The sequence below is a fragment of the Rossellomorea sp. DUT-2 genome (genome assembly GCF_052665285.1).
This window is the reverse complement of the sequence record NZ_JBQPEO010000003.1, coordinates 97507-114387: the sequence shown is the minus strand read 5'-3', so window position 1 is coordinate 114387 and position 16881 is coordinate 97507. Positions and strand designations below refer to the sequence as shown.

Here is a 16881-nt window from a genome sequence, read left to right as displayed (position 1 = left end):
ACAGTTACTACGCGGGAACTATATTGTGTGATAACTTTTTTTCTCAAAAAAATTTATTGAAACATGGCTTCTCCTCTAAGATCCACAATCCGGATGGCTTTCCCTTCTGAACGGGGGATTTCTTTCGGTCCCCTGATTTTCACATCCATGGAAACATAGCAACGATCTTTCATGAGGCTTTTCACTTTTGCTTCCAAGTGATTGATTCCTTCATGCTTTATGTCTTGAGACATTTCTTGGTAGCATTCATCCGTGACCTCAACCTGGAGCTCCACCATATCAAGTGCCCCTTTTTTCTTTAAGTGAACCTGATAATGTGGTGCAAGCTCCCTTATCTGAAGCAGGAAGTGTTCCATTTCAGATGGAAACACGTTCACTCCCCTGATGATCAGCATGTCATCCACCCTTCCCTTAACACGGGACATCTTCACCGTCGTTCGTCCACATGAGCATGTTCCGTGCTGAATCGAAGCTATATCTCCGGTTCTATAACGGATGATCGGAAAGGCTTCCTTCGTTAAGCTCGTAAAGACAAGTTCCCCGACCTCCCCTTCCGGCAGCGGCTCTAATGTATCAGGGTGAATGACTTCCACGAGAAAATGGTCTTCGGCAATATGAAGGCCATCCTGTGCTTCGTGACATTCCATGGCAACCCCAGGGCCGATGACTTCACTTAAGCCATATATGTCACACGCTTTAATATTGAGTTTTCTTTCCAATGTTTCTCTCAGCGTATTCGACCAGGGCTCAGCCCCGAATATTCCATATCGTAAGGATAGTGAAGCCGGATCCTTCCCCTGTGCCTCCATTGATTCTGCCAAATTGAGAACGTAAGATGGGGTGCCGCATATGACCGTGGGCTGAAAGTCTTCCAATAAAGTGATTTGTCTGGACATGTTTCCGCCCGATACCGGCACCGTGATCATCCCAAGCTTCTCACTCCCATAATGCAGGCCCAAACCACCTGTGAATAGTCCGTATCCATATGCATTATGGAGGACGTCCCCCGGTTTTCCACCTGACATGGCAATGGCCCTTGCCACAATTTCTCCCCACATGTTGATATCGTTCCGGGTATACCCTACAACCGTTGGCTTTCCACTTGTTCCGGAAGATGCATGGACCCTTACCATTTCTTCACGCTTGACCGCGAACAGGCCAAAAGGGTAATTTTCCCGTAAATCTTTCTTCTTTGTAAGCGGTAACATTTTGAGGTTTGACAAAGACTTTATATTCTCTGGCTTCAGACCTCTCAGATCAAATTGTTCACGGTAAAAAGGGACTCGTTCATACACATAAGATGCAATATGTTGTAATCTCTCTAGTTGAAGGCGTTCCATTTGCGATCGACTGGCAGTTTCAATCTCATGCAAAATCAAAGCATCGGCCTCCTGTCACTATATAAAAATATATTTATATAACGTTATTAATTCGTTTATATAATTACGTGTTATATTTAACTACTCACAAGATAACGGTTTTGCAGAAAATTGTCAATATATTTTCAGAAAATTTAATCATTGAAAGTTGGGTTTTCTTTGTGGCGGAGAGTATTTGTTCGATCGTTAGGAAAACCGGTTTGCTGATAAAAGGTTTGATTTCGCTGATCTAATCTAATTGCCGCTGATAAATTTTAAAAATCGCTGATATACATGCAGAAGCTCGAATAAACCATATACTATTTTATTATCGTTTGATCTTCCAATCTATTTTTTAGCAATTTACAATAAAAATCTTGAATTTCATCATCATAAAAACGTATTTTCTTTCTGGCTCTTTTCTATCCCCAAAAGAAGGACATCCCACACCAATAGAGAAATCTTACGAATGACTAGTTCTTAAGGAGGCTATAAAATGACCACTTACAAAGGAACAAGACAGATCCATGCTTTAGAGCTGGAAATCACGGAAAAGAAAAAGCAGCTTGCACAGCTACGCAAAGACCAAACGCCACAAAAGGTTAAAAACTACCTCTTTTTAACACCTGATCAAAAAACTGTTACACTAGAGGAACTTTTCAAAGACAAGGATGAACTAATTATCATTCATAATATGGGGAGGAATTGCCGCTATTGTTCCATGTGGGGGGATGGCTTTAATGGGGTGTATCATCATTTGTTAAGTCGTTGTGAATTTGTTCTATTCTCTCCAGACGATCCAGCCGTTCAAGAAGACTTTGCTTCTTCAAAAGGGTGGTCCTTTCCACTTGTATCATCGAAAGGAAACACTTTTTCACAAGATCTCGGGTTTAAAACCGAGAAAACCTCCATGCCAGGGGTGTCCACTTTCAAGAAAAGTGAAGAAGGAATGATTTATCATTGCAGCTCCGCATACTTCGGGCCGGGAGACGAATATTGCGTCATTTATTCCTTACTGGATTTATTACAGGCACCATCAGACGATTTTGTCCCTCAGCTAAAGCATAACCAACGTTCATCCTTTCAGCTCACTAAAAATGTTGCCGTTGGAGTGAAGCACTATCATGAGGCGATTCAATTTTACACAAATATCATTGGAATGAAGGTTGATGAGCGGGGACCAAATGAAACAAAGCTCTCGATGAATGGTCGGAATTTCTTCATTGAAGATAGTGATCATAACACCGTGCATTTCGAATTTGCTGTGGATGATTTTGAAAGAAGTAAACGAAAACTCCTGGACAGCGGCTGCAATGTAGATCACGCCTATCACGAGAAAAGTGAAATGATATCTGATCCGTTTGGATTGAAGTTTCATTTGTATGAGGTCCGAAAAACCAACTAATAAAAAGCTTGCTTTGAAATTCAAAGCAAGCTTTTCTTATTATTCAGTTGCCGGTTCCACAAATTCTGATCAAAAAAAGTCAGAAAAAATCTATAATAAAAACTTTTATAAGTAAATGCTTACATCGGAATTTACCATTTACATCCCAGTTTTCACTCTTTATAATCGGGTTGATTGTTTTTACAACTACGGTTACTGAAAGGAGCTTGCTCCATGATGAAACAAGTTCAATCCTTACTGAATATAACTCTTGGCGCTTTCTTGATTGCGCTGAATATACATTTTTTCTTATCACCAAATAAGGTCGGCACTGGAGGTACGAGCGGGGCAGGTATCGTTTTGTCACAATTCATGGACTTACCTGTTGGTGTGATTATGTTTGCACTTGATATGATATTATTCATTCTCGGCTTACTTCTGATTGGTCCGAGTTTCGGCCTGAAGTCGGTTTTCGCAAGCCTCTCATTAAGTGGAATGGTTTGGGCTTTAGAGGTTTATCATCCCCTCTACGATCCCATCGGCCATGACGTGCTTATCCAAATTGTGATTGGCACCCTCATTGGGGCCATTGGTGTCGCCATGATCTTTAACCAAGAAGCTTCCGCTGGTGGAACGGGGGTTCTTGCGAAGATTATTAACAAGTTCTCTGGTCTTGATCTCGGACGGGCAGTCCTTGCTTCCGATATACTCATTGTCATTTCATCTGCCTGGTTCTTCGGGCTGCAGATCGGATTGTATGCATTCTTTGGATTGTTATTAAAAGGAATGATGATTGACCGGACCCTTCAATTTTTCAATGAAAACAAAGAAGTGGTGATCATCAGTGAGCACAGTGAGGAAATTAAGCAGTTTATCGTTGGAGATCTTGAAAAAGGGGCCACTCTCCACTCAGCAAAAGGGGCTTTTTCTGATGATCAAAAAGAAGTCATCACAACCATTCTTGGTCGTAGAGAATTCTCGAAATTGAAATCATATATTCAATCAACCGATGAGAAAGCATTTATCACCGTACACAGTATGAACGAAATTTGGGGACAGAATTTTAAATCTTTTGCTTAAAAAGCTGATCTAATCAGGTGTCATTTTAGGAATTTGGAGACACCTGATTTTGGATCAGCCTTTTTTTCGTATATGATAGACAATATGAAATAATAGACCTGAATGGATGATGAACGTGAAAAAGAGACAAACCGCAGAGTTTAGAGTGTATGGGCAACTGAAAGATGCCTTACTTGCCAGAAAGATCGCTCCGGGAACCCAGCTTGTGGAACAAATCATCTCTCTGAAGATGGATGTGAGCAGAACCCCCATCCGACATGCGTTGAAACGACTGGAAGCCGAAGGACTGGTTCAGATCATTCCGAATCGAGGCGCATTTGTCGTCCATCCTACAAAAGAAGAGATTATATCTTTCTTCGAATTAAGGAAAGAACTAGAATTCCTTTCTGTAAAATACGGCCTCCCAAAGGTGAAAAAATCGCATATGTCAAAGCTGTATGAGTTTCTTGAGAACGAACAGGAAACCTACAAACAAAAGGACCTGTTAAAATACGTCGAGCTCAATAAACAGTTTCATTTATTCCTCGCAGAAGTCAGCGGGAATAAATTCCTGTTACGATATATGGATGAAATGCTTACTCAGTCTAACGTCTATCTGTTTTTATTTGATGTGTTTTATCATGTGGAACCAGGTGAAAACGTCCGTTTCCGCGAACATGAAGAAATGGTAAAGGCGATCGAAGACAAAGATCAGCAAACTTTGTTGGAACTGATCGATCTTCATATGAAGCATAGTTTTGATGATTTGCGATTGGAGGATAATGGGTATTCCTCACTTGAGTCTGTTTTAGTAGACGAATGAACGTAAAAAGCCGGTTCCCACCTTGTCTTTGCGTGGGAATCGGCTTTTACAATTAGAATAATTTCGTCGTCCAGTTTTCACAGTTCCATACTTCTGTCGCCACATCCTGATAGAATTCAGGTTCGTGACTGATTAAGAGAACGGTGCCTTTGTATTCTTTAAGGGCCCGTTTCAATTCTTCTTTTGCCTCAACGTCCAAGTGGTTGGTTGGTTCGTCGAATACAAGGACGTTCGATTCTTTGTTCATCAATTTACATAGGCGTACCTTCGCTTTCTCTCCACCGCTCAGCACTTCTACCTTGCTTTCGATATGCTTTGTCGTCAGGCCGCATTTCGCCAGGGCAGCACGCACTTCAGCTTGATTGAAGGATGGGAACTCATTCCACACCTCTTCAATACACGTGTTATTATTTTTGGTCTTGATTTCCTGTTCAAAATAACCGATATGAAGATAGTCTCCCAGCTCCACTGAACCTGAAATGGGTTTGATTTCTCCTAAAATACTTCGTAGTAGAGTCGTCTTCCCGATACCGTTTGCTCCAGATAGAGCAATCTTCTGACCGCGTTCCATCTTGAGATTGAGTGGTTTGGACAATGGTTCATCATAACCGATCACAAGATCCTTCGTTTCAAAAATGACCCTGCCGGCGGTTCTTGCTTGTTTGAAATGAAACTCGGGCTTCGGCTTTTCGGCAGCCAGTTCAATCATGTCCATCTTATCCAGCTTCTTCTGACGGGACATCGCCATATTTCGAGTGGATACTCGCGCTTTGTTACGGGCAACGAAATCCTTCAACTCCGAAATTTCCTGTTGCTGTCTCTTGAAAGCTGACTCTAGTTGCTGCTTCTTCATTTCATGGACGCGTTTGAATTCATGGTAATCTCCCGCATAACGATTCAGTTCTTGATTTTCCATATGATAAATAAGATTGATGACACTATTTAGGAATGGAATATCATGTGAGATCAGGATAAACGCATTTTCATATTCCTGCAGATAGCGTCTCAACCAATTGATATGCTGTTCATCAAGATAGTTGGTCGGCTCATCGAGTAATAGAATTTCCGGTTTTTCAAGTAGGAGTTTAGCCAGTAAGACTTTCGTTCTTTGTCCTCCACTTAAATCATGAACATCCTTATCCAAGCCAATATCATCCAATCCCAGACCTCGCCCAATTTCTTCTACCTTTGCGTCAATGATATAAAAATCATTATTCGTAAGGGCGTCTTGAAGAGTCCCGGTTTCTTCCAGCAATCCTTCCAGCTCTTCTGGAGTTGCCTCTCCCATTTTTGCAAATAACTCATTCATTTCTGTTTCCATGTCAAACAGGTATTGAAACGCTGTCTTCAGCACATCCCGAATCGTCATGCCCTGCTTAAGCTTCGCATGCTGATCTAAGTAACCGATACGAATTCGCTTCGCCCACTCCACTTTTCCTTCATCGGGCTCAAGCTTTCCTGTAATGATGTTCATAAAGGTAGACTTTCCTTCTCCGTTGGCACCGATCAAGCCGATATGTTCACCCTTTAACAAACGGAAAGAAACGTCATTAAAAATCGCACGGTCACCGAAACCGTGAGTCAAATTTTGAACTGATAATAAACTCATATTGTAAACACCTTTTCTTTATATACTAAAATTCGCTCCCTTTATTATAAGGGTCATTACGCTTAGAAGATAGAGGGAAATGAGCTGGTGTTTTTTTCTTCCTTTACTCGGGTGGCCCCTGCTACATCATAGTCGGCAGGATCCAGTTCAGTAGGTTCACCGAGTGCAAGCTTCGCAAGCTCCGAACCAAGATATGGGCCAACCGTCAGTCCTGATGCTCCAAGTCCATTCGCTACCAGCACCCCGGGAAGTCCTGGCATCGCTCCGAAAACGGGGAGAAAACCGGGAGTGAACGGGCGAAACCCCACCCTTGTTTCCATCACTGTACTGTCATGGATACCGGGTGCCACTTCAATCGCTTTGTGAAGTACTTCATATAAACCACCTGCTGTCACCCGACGGTCGGACCCCCTATCATTTTCATGAGTGGCTCCTGCTACGACTCTTCCCTCAGGAAAAGCAAGAAGGTATTGGTCATTAGGAGGCATGACGACAGGCCATCCACTCGTTTCTTCACCCTTTACCTCTAAATGAAGAATTTGCGCTTTTTGGGAAGATACCATAAAGGTTATTCCCAGTGGCTCAAAAAGTTCCTTCGCCCACACACCTGCTGTGACAATCACTTCATCTGCTGCAAGCTTTTCTTCGTCTATTGTGACACCTGTAATCCTGTTATGTTCTTTCAGAAGCCTGGCATCCCCTTTGCGGAATATCGCCCCGTTCTTCTTGGCTCCATTAATAAGCGCCTGCCGCATCGCTCTTCCATCAACTCGTGCCGCCCCACTTACATGAACAGCTTGATATTCTTCAGATAAAAGGGGGAAATGCCGACGTGTTTCCTCAGCCGTAAGAATCGTGAGTTCACCGATTTCAGGTGCATCCTCCCGACGTTTTTCCGCTCTCTCCACCATTTTCCGAAGCTTATTTTCATCGGTATGAAGGCTGATCGCCCCTACACGCTTATATCCTGTTTCTGTTTCCCCGTCTGCTTCCAGCTGCTGAATGATGAGAGGATAATACTTTGCACCGCCTTTGGCCAGTCGATACCACACTTTATTCCGGCGCTGGGACAGCCACGGACAGACTATCCCCGCTGCAGCATCGGTTGCTTGTCCAGGGTCCTGACGGTCTACTACTGTTACGTGCGCTCCGGCCTTAGCAAGATGATACGCCGTAGAAGCCCCAAGAATTCCAGCTCCGACCACAATATATGATTTCATTTAAAACACCTTTTTCATTACGTTTTTTCTTCATTCTACTTGAGAAGAAGGGGGAACTCAATGGAGATGCAGTTTTCAAGGAGTTTGATCTTGTTTTACCAGTACATCCTGCACCCTGACAACACCAAATACCACCAACAATTCCAGACAATTCTCACTACTTTTTTCAAAATATATTGACAAGTTGTTTTGTTTCATGATAAAAATTGTATAACCTAATATTGAATAGCTTTGATGGAAACAAGTAGCGAACATTTCCCTGTTAAAGAGAGCCGGTGGTCGGTGTGAACCGGTACAAAGATGATTGGTGAATTTCGATTCCGGAGCTTCTTTTGACGAGATCAAAAGACGGTTAAGGCCGTTATGTGTGAAGAGTGATGAGAATCGATTTCTCATAACTAGGGTGGTACCGCGATATCCAAATCGTCCCTACGATATGTAGGGGCGATTTTTTTGTGTTATTTGAAAGCGGCACGCCCCACATGTCAATAATAAACAGAAAAAAGAAAGGAGAATGAGAATGAGTCAACGTGAACAATGGTCATCAAAGATTGGCTTTATATTAGCGGCAGCAGGATCTGCGATTGGATTGGGGGCGATATGGAAGTTCCCTTATATCGCTGGTCAAAATGGAGGCGGAGCATTCTTCCTGATCTTCATTCTTTTTACTTTATTACTCGGACTTCCATTACTACTGGCTGAATTCTCCATCGGACGGACTGCAGAGAGCAATGCCGTTGATTCGTATCGGAAAATTGCCCCAGGTACACGCTGGCATTGGGTAGGGATTCTTGGAATGGTTACTTCCTTTATCTTACTCTCCTTCTACAGCGTGATTGGCGGATGGATTGTTGTTTATTTATTTAAAGCCATTACAGGTCAATTGAACAATCTTTCCTCGGATCAATACGCAGAAGTATTTGGTGCAACGATCTCAAATCCTGTAACAAGTGTATTTGTTCAATTCCTTTTCATCTTGATGACCATCATCGTGGTTGCTAAAGGGGTTCAAAAAGGGATTGAACTGGCCAGTAAAATCATGATGCCGGCATTATTTATTCTATTTATTCTTTTGGTCGTTCGTGCTGTAACCCTTGATAATGCCATGGCTGGAATCACCTTCCTGTTGCAACCTGACTTTTCAAAGGTCACATCACAAACGATATTAGAAGCGATGGGACAATCGTTCTTCACGCTAAGTGTGGGTGTATCGGTGATGGTAACATATAGTTCTTACCTGCCGAAAACGCAGAGCCTGCCCAGATCAGCCATATCCATTGTGGCTATGAATATCTTCATCGTACTGTTAGCAGGTTTGGCCATTTTCCCGGCAGTCTTTGCCTTTGATTTAGAACCTGGGGCGGGCCCGGTATTACTGTTTAACGTTTTACCAACCGTGTTCAGTCAACTTCCTTTTGGGATGTTGTTCTTTATTGCATTCCTTGTCCTGTTCTTGTTCGCTGCTTTAACATCCGCGTTCTCCATGCTCGAAATCATCGTTTCGGTCATTTCAAAAGGAGAACCTGAAAAGCGCAAGAAATGGTCTTGGATCATTGGTCTTTCCATCTTTATTTTCGGTATTCCATCGGCATTATCATTTGGGATACTTGGGGATATCACCCTATTCGATAAGACCATTTTTGACTTGGCTGATTTCGCTGTCAGTAATGTGCTGCTTCCGATTGGATCACTGCTTATTGCATTGTTCGTACCTATGAAAATGAAGAAAACAGCACTTTACGAAGAGTTGAAGCAAGGAAGTGGATTGAAGCGGGGATTATTCGAAACCTGGTTCTTCCTGATCCGCTTTGTAGCTCCATTGCTAATCGTTATTGTCATGCTTGATGTATTGGGCCTATTCTAATAGATGATGAAAGAAGAGGGTTGACCTGTCAAAGGTCAACCCTTTTTCATTAGACCCCATACCCCATAATGACTCCGCATGCGAGCCGTTTCCCCGCATCTCCTGAGGGCTGTGATCTGTAGTCATCCGGGCTTTGATGGATGATGACCCCTTTGCCTATGACGTCTTTCACTTTGAATTTATTCGTAAAAAAGGACATTTTAGCGTATCCTTCGTTTGAAAACAGGACAGGAAAATCCCCCGCATGATTACCATGAGGCTGACCCGTCGGATTCCAATGTCCCCCTGCAGAAGAGAAAGGCTCCTTATGGTCGCCTATTTCACAAACTCCCTTTTCATGTAAGTGAAATCCATGAGGCCCGATCGGATTTTGATCACCTTTTCCTTCCTTATATGATGGTAAACCTGTTACCTCTGCATATACTTCCACCCCATTTTGCACTTCCCGAAAAAAAACATAGCCCTGCAATCCTGGGGCTAATGGACCTCCCTGTATTTGAGCGAAGGCCATGTCAGGAGCGGATCGATAATATGAATAACCCGGATACCCATATTGATAATAATTCATCATTGATTCACCTTCCTTCAAGACATTTTATGTTGAAAGTATTAGTGACATGATGAAAAAACCAGAACTTCACTTTTTAACCAAACGTTTGTTTAACCTCTGAAAACCTTATCTACTCAATGGTTCATCCTATCAGTCAAACGTTTGTTTAAATTTGTGCTAATGAGATTGACACATTGACTGCAAGTCTGGAGGTTCTCACCGGCTCTTCCATTGAATACTACCTTCAAAACTTTAAAATCCCCTCCTCTATGCGTAAAGAAGGGAAAATATGATTGGTTTTATTTTCCTATTACCATTATCCCTTTTCATTTTGTCCAAAAAATGTTATATTTTCAGAAACTTCAGATTTTTAATGCAGTACCATTTTAGGAGGGATTGATATGCAAGGTGAAATTAGGTTAATTCCATATTTCATGGACGAAATGATTGTTGATGCAAATGAAATTCCTAAAGGCGTTGATTTAATTCAATCTCCTAGTATGTGGAAGAATGGATTCAAAGGAAAAGGGACGACAATCGCCGTCCTGGATACAGGCTGCGATATGAACCATCCTGATCTGGCAGGGAGAGTGAAGGGATTCCGCAATTTCACCGACGATGATAACGGTGATAAAAATAACGTTACTGATTATAGCGGACACGGCACCCATGTGGCTGGTACGATTGCTGCAAGTGAAAATGGAGATGGGGTTATCGGGGTTGCGCCACTGGCCGATTTATTGGTTATTAAAGTACTGGCGGGCAGCCGCGGGAGTGGAAAATACGATTGGATCGTGAACGGCATTCTGTATGCGATCGAACAAAAGGTCGACATCATCTCCATGTCATTGGGAGGTCCCACTGACCACAAGCCTCTGCACGAAGCGATTCAAAAAGCGGTGGATGCAAATATATCAGTTGTTTGTGCAGCAGGTAACGAAGGTGACTCGAACAGCAGCACCGATGAATTTTCTTTTCCCGCTTGTTACAATGAAGTGATTTCTGTAGGAGCCATCGACCTTCAAAGAAAATCTTCTTACTTTACGAATTCCAATAATGAAGTCGACTTAGTGGCACCGGGTGAACAAATTTTATCTACCATTCCCGGTGAAAAATACGCTAAACTCAGCGGTACCTCCATGTCGGCTCCACACGTGTCCGGAGCATTAGCCCTCATCAAAGAATTCGAGCAAGCAGCTTTCGACCGCAAGCTTTCAGAAACCGAATTGTATGCACAGCTCATTAAACGCACGGTTCCACTCGGATTCCCAAAAACATTGGAAGGAAATGGTTTGTTGTTTATCACAGCACCCGACCTACTGAGGGAGCACTTGAGAAACCAGCCTCTTGCTCAGATTGGGTGAAGGACATTAACTAGTTGATTTTTGGCTCATTTCCTATCAAGTGACCTTTCAGCTATGCTGAAAGGCGCGTGAAACGTACTTTTCACGCGAATGAGCCAGAAATCGTGCACTCACCCTTCTTATTACTATGCTACTGAAAAAGAACAGCCACTAAAGACTGTTCTTTTTGCACTGCTTTTCTACTATTGTAATCTGCTCTCAACTTGCTGACATACTTCATCAGCACTTAGTCCACTTGCTTCGATCACGGATCCTTGAGTAGCTACGTTTTGAATCCCCATTACATTGGAATCCATTCCTGTCACTACGCAGCAGTCACAGCCGTTTGCGTCTGTTTCCTGTTTTAGTTCAACGACGTCATGCCCCTTTTCACGTAAGGCTTGCACGACGTTTTGTAAGGATTGTTCAACACCAATTCTCATGCCTTTACACCTCCTGGTTCTACATATAGGTTTTTCTTCCGGGGAAAAAGATATTCGTCATTTATTTTTTATTTACTTGTTTGCCACTTTTTTTCTGACTTTGGCCTTTTGAATTCCCCACCTGAATATCAGTTCCGAATTCCACATCATTCTTGGCCTTTTGCTTTGCCAACTGTTCTGATGTTTGGTCCATACTTTTCTTTCCCTGTTTAGACATTCTCATCCCTCCTCTGACTTTTATAGAATTAGAATCCCCATTTCAAGGCAAAATATTTGAAGGGCATTCGATTACTTTCAGAATGTTTATTTGTCACTTTGCCGGGTAAATACTCTATATAACAATAAATAAAAGGGTGGTATTCAAATGGATGAAGCAAAATTAAAAGAATTAATCGATGGATTAAATGAAGATTTATCGAATGAATATGCTGCAGTTATTCTTTACACAAACTACGCTGCTGTCGTGAGTGGCTTATATCGTCAAATCTTAAAGCCCTTCTTCGAAGAGGAAATCCCGGATGAACAGGGACATGCTTTATACTTAGCGGAAAAAATTAAAACATTGGGCGGAGATCCGACGACCACTCCGGCTGCCGTGAAACAAACAGATAATGTGAAGGAAATGTTAGAGGAAGGCCGTAAAGCTGAGGCGGATACAATCGAACGCTATAAAATACGTAAAGAGCAAGCCGAGGAATTGGGTCTCGTCGAGCTTAGCATCAAGCTAGATGACATGATTGCAGATGAAACCCATCACCTAGAAGAATTCGATCGCTTACTAAAGGATCCTTCTTTTAACTAATACATGAAAAAAGACCGCTATCAGCGGTCTTTTTTCATGTAATGATTCGATAATCCTTCCATTCTTCAAGCAGTAATGACTGGTATTTCGGTGACAGATAACGATCGTCGATCAATCTGAGAACTCCCGTATCTTCCTCTGAACGGATGAGTCTCCCCCCGGATTGAAATACTTTATTTAATCCCGGGTAGACATACGCATGATCGAATCCATTTAACCCCCGTTCATTAAAATAGTCCTTAATGATTTCATGATCCCTGCTTGGCTGAGGCAGCCCTACTCCTACAATCATTACACCCTTTAATCGATCTCCTTTTAGATCGATACCCTCTGAGAAGATACCTCCCAATACGGCAAATCCAATCACCGGAAGGCCTCTGTCGCTTTGATACTCGTTTAAAAAATTCTCTCTGTCTGCTTCTTTCATATTAGGCTCCTGGATGATGAATTCTGCCTTCATTGCATCCTGATTCATTTCCTCGAAGGCTTCCCGCATATAGGTGTACGATGAAAAGAAGATCAGATAGTTTCCTTTATTCTCATTGAACGCTTCTGTAATGGAACGTGTAATCGAGGAAAGGGTTCTTTCTCTGTCCTTAAACCGGGTTGAAATCGGATGGATCCCAACCTGCCATTGTTCTTTTTCAAATGGCGAAGGAATCAAAAACCGATAATCCTCTTCACACCCACCCAGTTGCTGAAAATAGTATGAAAAGGGGTGAAGAGTAGCTGAGAAAAATATGGATGATTGAAAGGACCTAGTTATTTGTTTAATAAGCTTTGAAGGATCAATGCAGAATAGTTTCACTTCTACTCCTTTAGGCGTTTGATCGATCACAAACCGATGTTCATCAGAAAAGAGGTTGGAAATCCTCACAAATTGTAATGCATCAAAGTACAATTGAAGAAAGTCCTCAGACCAATCCCCTTCCGCTTCTCCCAAGTATTTTTCTGCTATCTCAACAAAACCTTGCACCTCATCCACTAACTCTGCATCCAACTCATTACGCACATCATCTCCTTGTTCTTTTTTCAAACGGAGGAACTGCTTATTAACCGCGACAACGCTTTGCTTCAAGTCCACATATCCCGGATACTTTCTTTTGACTTTTAAAAAATCGGACTTCCTCAGGGTGGCTGAATACATTTCCCGTCCCCTGCCAACAAGATTATGTGCTTCATCAATGAGTAGAGTCGTCTTTTTCTTCCCTTCATCACTCATTCTTTTGAATGAAACCTTCGGGTCGAAGATGTAGTTATAATCACAGATGACACCGTCTACTAAATAGGAAAGGTCGATTGAAAATTCAAAGGGGCATACCCGGTGCTTCCTGGCGTATGTTTCAACAATCGGACGTGTGATGATGGTTTCTTGCGTTAATATATCAATGAGTGCCCCGTTAATTCGATCATAATAGCCGTTCGCAAATTCACAATATTCTTTCTGACAAATCGTTTCTTCTTGAAAGCAGATTTTGTCTTTTGCCGTAATGGTAATCGCCCTGTGTGATAATCCTTCCCGTTCTAAAAGAACCAGCGCTTCCTCTGCGACAGTACGGGTAATCGTCTTAGCTGTCACATAAAACCACTTTGAATGTCCTTTCTCCATCGCTTTAATCGTCGGGAATAAGGTTGAAATGGTTTTCCCTGTTCCTGTCGGAGCATTCGCATACAGAGATTTGGATTCAGTAACCGTTTTATAGACAGCACCAGCAAGGTTTTTTTGCCCTTTTCGATAAGTTGGATAAGGAAATACCAGGTCTGGAATACTCTTTATTCGGTTTTCCTGATTGCTGAGTATAAGTGAAGCAAATGGAGTATAAGCAACCAGGGTCTCGTCAACGATGTGTTGGAGCTCTTCCATTGTATAAGTACGGGTGAAAGACTTCGTTTTTTCAGATTCTACCTCTATGTACGTGAGCTGCACGCCAATACCCTTTAACTGCCTTTCTTTTGCCAATAAGTAGGCATAGCATTCACCTTGTACCCAGTGGACACGGGCACCTTCTTCGATCTGAGCTATTGTTCTTGCCGTTGATTTAATTTCTTCTACGATTACTTCCCCGTTTTCATAATGGATCCCATCACAGCGGCCTTCCAGTTGATAGACAATATCCTCCACCGCTCTTTCTCCTTTTAGAAAGACTTCTTTCTCATCACCTTCTTTGTATTCTTTCTGTAGTTTTTGATGAAGCTTGGTTCCGATGGTCATGGAAGAACGGGCTTGAAACCTGACATCTATGCTTCCTTCTTTATATACGAACTCTACTAATTCCCTTATTGAAATCTTGAACGTTTTCTTCATGTGACTTCTCACCTCTTTCTTTCCCACACAAATTATCATTCTAATTTTTTTCAGTGAACATATATATTAGACAAGCTTTTTCGAACGGAGGATTCGGGGAATGAAGGCAAGATTCATTTTTTACAGTATAGGATTACTGGCATTATCATTAGGAGTTTCTCTTATTATTAAAGGTGATTTGGGAGCGGCCCCCTGGGATGCACTGGCCGTTGGTGAATCTACTTTGTTCAACCTTTCCATCGGGACATGCATCTTCATCAATGGATGTATTCTCATCTGTATAAACGCTCTGTTATTAAAGGAGCCCATTCAATGGTTAGCTGCACTCTCCATCTTCGTCATCGGGATGATGGTTGATTATTGGATCACGATCGGTCTTGAAATCCTTGAACCGGCCGGATTCTTTCAGCAATTGTCTCTTGTGCTGACAGGTATATTGCTACTCGGCATCGGAATCTCCATTTATCTTCAAGCCAAGCTTCCTTCAAGCCCCATGGATACATTTATGGTCGCGATTCATAGACGGTTTGGTTTGAATTTACGTAATTCCCGTTTATTGAACGAAGCGATTGCCATTACGTTAGCCATGCTTTTTCATGGAGCAGTTGGCATCGGCACGGTGATTGTCGCCTGTACGCTTGGTTTTATTATTCATATCTTCTATCCTATCATGGAACGTATGTACGGGAAATGGAGTTGAATCAATTTTATTTTGTCTTGTTGTTTCATAAAAAAACACTTAGTGATTTCCCTAAGCGTTTTGGTTGTTCATATATGTATTGGGGAAATTGGAATCAAACTTTACAACCTTATCACTATTTAATGGAAGATCGATCGTAACGACCGTTCCTTTATTCACAATGCTTGAATAATGGATATGACCACCCATGGCTTCGATGATGCGCAAGGACACCGAAGTTCCTAATCCAGTACCTTGGACCTTTGTTGTGAAAAACAAGGTGCCAATCCTTGAGATTTGGTCTTTAGTCATCCCTTTTCCTGTGTCTTTCACCGTGATGATGGCTTGTGTATGGGTGACTTCTAAATTCACGCTAACGTTTCCTTGAGGCGGGGTCGCTTCAATGGCATTCTTTATGATATTGACGAATGCTTGTTTCAACTTATTACGATCTGTCAAAAGAAATCCATCCTCTTTCAAATCCGCTTCAAGGTAAACACCCTCTTTGAGGGCATACGCATTCAGGAGGACCGTGACATCCGAGAGAACTTCTTTCACATTGATTTTCTCGATCTTTTCAAACTCGGGCTTGGCAAAATTCAAATAATCATTAATGATTTCCTCTGCCCTGCCTAACTCACTCAATACGATTTTCAAATATTCATCATGAGTCCCTGTCACTTGCTTCTTCATTAATTGAAGGAATCCTTTGACGACGGTTAGAGGATTGCGCACTTCATGTGCAATGGAAGCAGCAAGTTCCCCCAATGTATTGAGCTTTTCAGATTTAAGGATCTCTTCACGAAGCAATCGTTTCTCAATCATCCACTCATTGAGTTGTGCAGCCACACCGACCCCCAACACCTGGATGCCCCCGAATATCAGAACGTAGATACCCATTTCTTTATTACCCGAAACAGGAACTCCCGCAATGAATGCGAATGACAGAAGAATTCCCAGCATCACAAGCGCTGGCCAAAATCCAAGTAACACGGCAAATGTTACCCGTTTCTTTGGTGGAAATGTCCAGAATCGATTGGAAATCAGGAAAGGAAGGGTCCCTGCAAGAAACGCACTTACAAATCCAAAAATGATGGCATCCCCGCCGTTAATGATCCGTGCGGTTAAAATAAACACAAGAACAATGACCCCAGCTTTTCTCCCTCCATATAGCATTGAAAGAACCAGTGGAATATAGCGGAAATCCCAATACAATCCGAAACTTTCATAAGCGAATATTAAACACATAAACGCGGCAATCCCATGCAATACACCGATGAAAACAGGTGATTTACCGAGCCTGTGGTTTTCAAGGAGTGAAGTTTGAATAAGAACAGGAGCCAATATAATCAATACATGTAATAATAATTTCTCGATAATCATCGATTTGTCTCCCAATAAATAGTCATTACTTTACACATACGACAAAATTCTCGTAAATC

Annotated in this window: 15 protein-coding genes and 1 other annotated feature; of the genes, 7 read left to right on the top strand and 8 right to left on the bottom strand. The window is 42.1% G+C overall.

Annotated features, from left to right (window positions below; genetic code table 11):
* Window positions 1-53: 53 nt before the first annotated feature.
* Window positions 54-1379 (bottom strand): phenylacetate--CoA ligase family protein, encoded by a 1326-nt coding sequence (locus ACOSV2_RS11375; RefSeq protein WP_428975175.1) that lies wholly within the window; start codon window positions 1377-1379, stop codon window positions 54-56.
* Window positions 1380-1854: 475 nt separating this feature from the next.
* Here ACOSV2_RS11375 and ACOSV2_RS11370 point away from each other — a divergent pair, with 475 nt between their 5' ends.
* From ACOSV2_RS11370 to ACOSV2_RS11360, 3 genes are all read left to right on the top strand, one after another.
* Window positions 1855-2763, top strand: a complete 909-nt coding sequence (locus tag ACOSV2_RS11370) for a DUF899 family protein (protein ID WP_428975174.1) — start codon at window positions 1855-1857, stop codon at window positions 2761-2763.
* 213 nt (window positions 2764-2976) lie between these two features.
* Entirely contained in the window at window positions 2977-3822 is an 846-nt protein-coding gene (locus ACOSV2_RS11365; RefSeq protein WP_428975173.1) for a YitT family protein, read from the top strand.
* 115 nt (window positions 3823-3937) lie between these two features.
* Window positions 3938-4624 carry a GntR family transcriptional regulator gene (locus tag ACOSV2_RS11360; RefSeq protein WP_397553081.1) on the top strand — a complete coding sequence of 229 codons (687 nt, stop codon included), beginning with the start codon at window positions 3938-3940 and terminating at the stop codon, window positions 4622-4624.
* A 52-nt stretch (window positions 4625-4676) separates the two neighbouring features.
* On the opposite strand, the gene ACOSV2_RS11355 is transcribed toward ACOSV2_RS11360, so the two are convergent.
* Window positions 4677-6233 (bottom strand): ABC-F family ATP-binding cassette domain-containing protein, encoded by a 1557-nt coding sequence (locus tag ACOSV2_RS11355; protein ID WP_324746552.1) that lies wholly within the window; start codon window positions 6231-6233, stop codon window positions 4677-4679.
* 62 nt (window positions 6234-6295) lie between these two features.
* Window positions 6296-7453, bottom strand: a complete 1158-nt coding sequence (locus ACOSV2_RS11350; RefSeq protein ID WP_428975172.1) for an NAD(P)/FAD-dependent oxidoreductase — start codon at window positions 7451-7453, stop codon at window positions 6296-6298.
* Window positions 7454-7675: 222 nt separating this feature from the next.
* Window positions 7676-7887 (top strand) — a binding site (T-box leader).
* Between the two features lie 86 nt (window positions 7888-7973).
* Here ACOSV2_RS11350 and ACOSV2_RS11345 point away from each other — a divergent pair.
* Window positions 7974-9317, top strand: coding sequence for a sodium-dependent transporter (locus ACOSV2_RS11345; protein ID WP_428975171.1), 1344 nt, complete (start codon window positions 7974-7976; stop codon window positions 9315-9317).
* Window positions 9318-9366: 49 nt separating this feature from the next.
* On the opposite strand, the gene ACOSV2_RS11340 is transcribed toward ACOSV2_RS11345, so the two are convergent.
* Window positions 9367-9885 carry a superoxide dismutase family protein gene (locus tag ACOSV2_RS11340; RefSeq protein ID WP_428975877.1) on the bottom strand — a complete coding sequence of 173 codons (519 nt, stop codon included), beginning with the start codon at window positions 9883-9885 and terminating at the stop codon, window positions 9367-9369.
* A gap of 383 nt (window positions 9886-10268) precedes the next feature.
* Here ACOSV2_RS11340 and ACOSV2_RS11335 point away from each other — a divergent pair, with 383 nt between their 5' ends.
* Window positions 10269-11231 carry a S8 family peptidase gene (locus tag ACOSV2_RS11335; RefSeq protein WP_428975170.1) on the top strand — a complete coding sequence of 321 codons (963 nt, stop codon included), beginning with the start codon at window positions 10269-10271 and terminating at the stop codon, window positions 11229-11231.
* Between the two features lie 182 nt (window positions 11232-11413).
* Here ACOSV2_RS11335 and ACOSV2_RS11330 read toward each other — a convergent pair whose 3' ends face one another.
* A complete protein-coding gene (locus tag ACOSV2_RS11330) occupies window positions 11414-11653 on the bottom strand; it encodes a YkuS family protein (protein WP_113968558.1) in 240 nt (79 codons plus the stop codon).
* A 61-nt stretch (window positions 11654-11714) separates the two neighbouring features.
* Window positions 11715-11870, bottom strand: coding sequence for a hypothetical protein (locus tag ACOSV2_RS11325; protein WP_181778057.1), 156 nt, complete (start codon window positions 11868-11870; stop codon window positions 11715-11717).
* Between the two features lie 147 nt (window positions 11871-12017).
* On the opposite strand from ACOSV2_RS11325, the gene ACOSV2_RS11320 reads away from it, so the two are divergent.
* A complete protein-coding gene (locus ACOSV2_RS11320) occupies window positions 12018-12455 on the top strand; it encodes a ferritin-like domain-containing protein (protein WP_428975169.1) in 438 nt (145 codons plus the stop codon).
* 34 nt (window positions 12456-12489) lie between these two features.
* On the opposite strand, the gene ACOSV2_RS11315 is transcribed toward ACOSV2_RS11320, so the two are convergent.
* Window positions 12490-14760, bottom strand: coding sequence for a helicase C-terminal domain-containing protein (locus ACOSV2_RS11315; RefSeq protein ID WP_428975168.1), 2271 nt, complete (start codon window positions 14758-14760; stop codon window positions 12490-12492).
* Window positions 14761-14860: 100 nt separating this feature from the next.
* Between ACOSV2_RS11315 and ACOSV2_RS11310 the strand changes: the two genes are divergently transcribed.
* A complete protein-coding gene (locus ACOSV2_RS11310) occupies window positions 14861-15460 on the top strand; it encodes a YczE/YyaS/YitT family protein (protein WP_428975167.1) in 600 nt (199 codons plus the stop codon).
* 51 nt (window positions 15461-15511) lie between these two features.
* On the opposite strand, the gene ACOSV2_RS11305 is transcribed toward ACOSV2_RS11310, so the two are convergent.
* Window positions 15512-16822, bottom strand: a complete 1311-nt coding sequence (locus ACOSV2_RS11305) for an ATP-binding protein (protein WP_428975166.1) — start codon at window positions 16820-16822, stop codon at window positions 15512-15514.
* Between the last annotated feature and the right edge of the window lie 59 nt (window positions 16823-16881).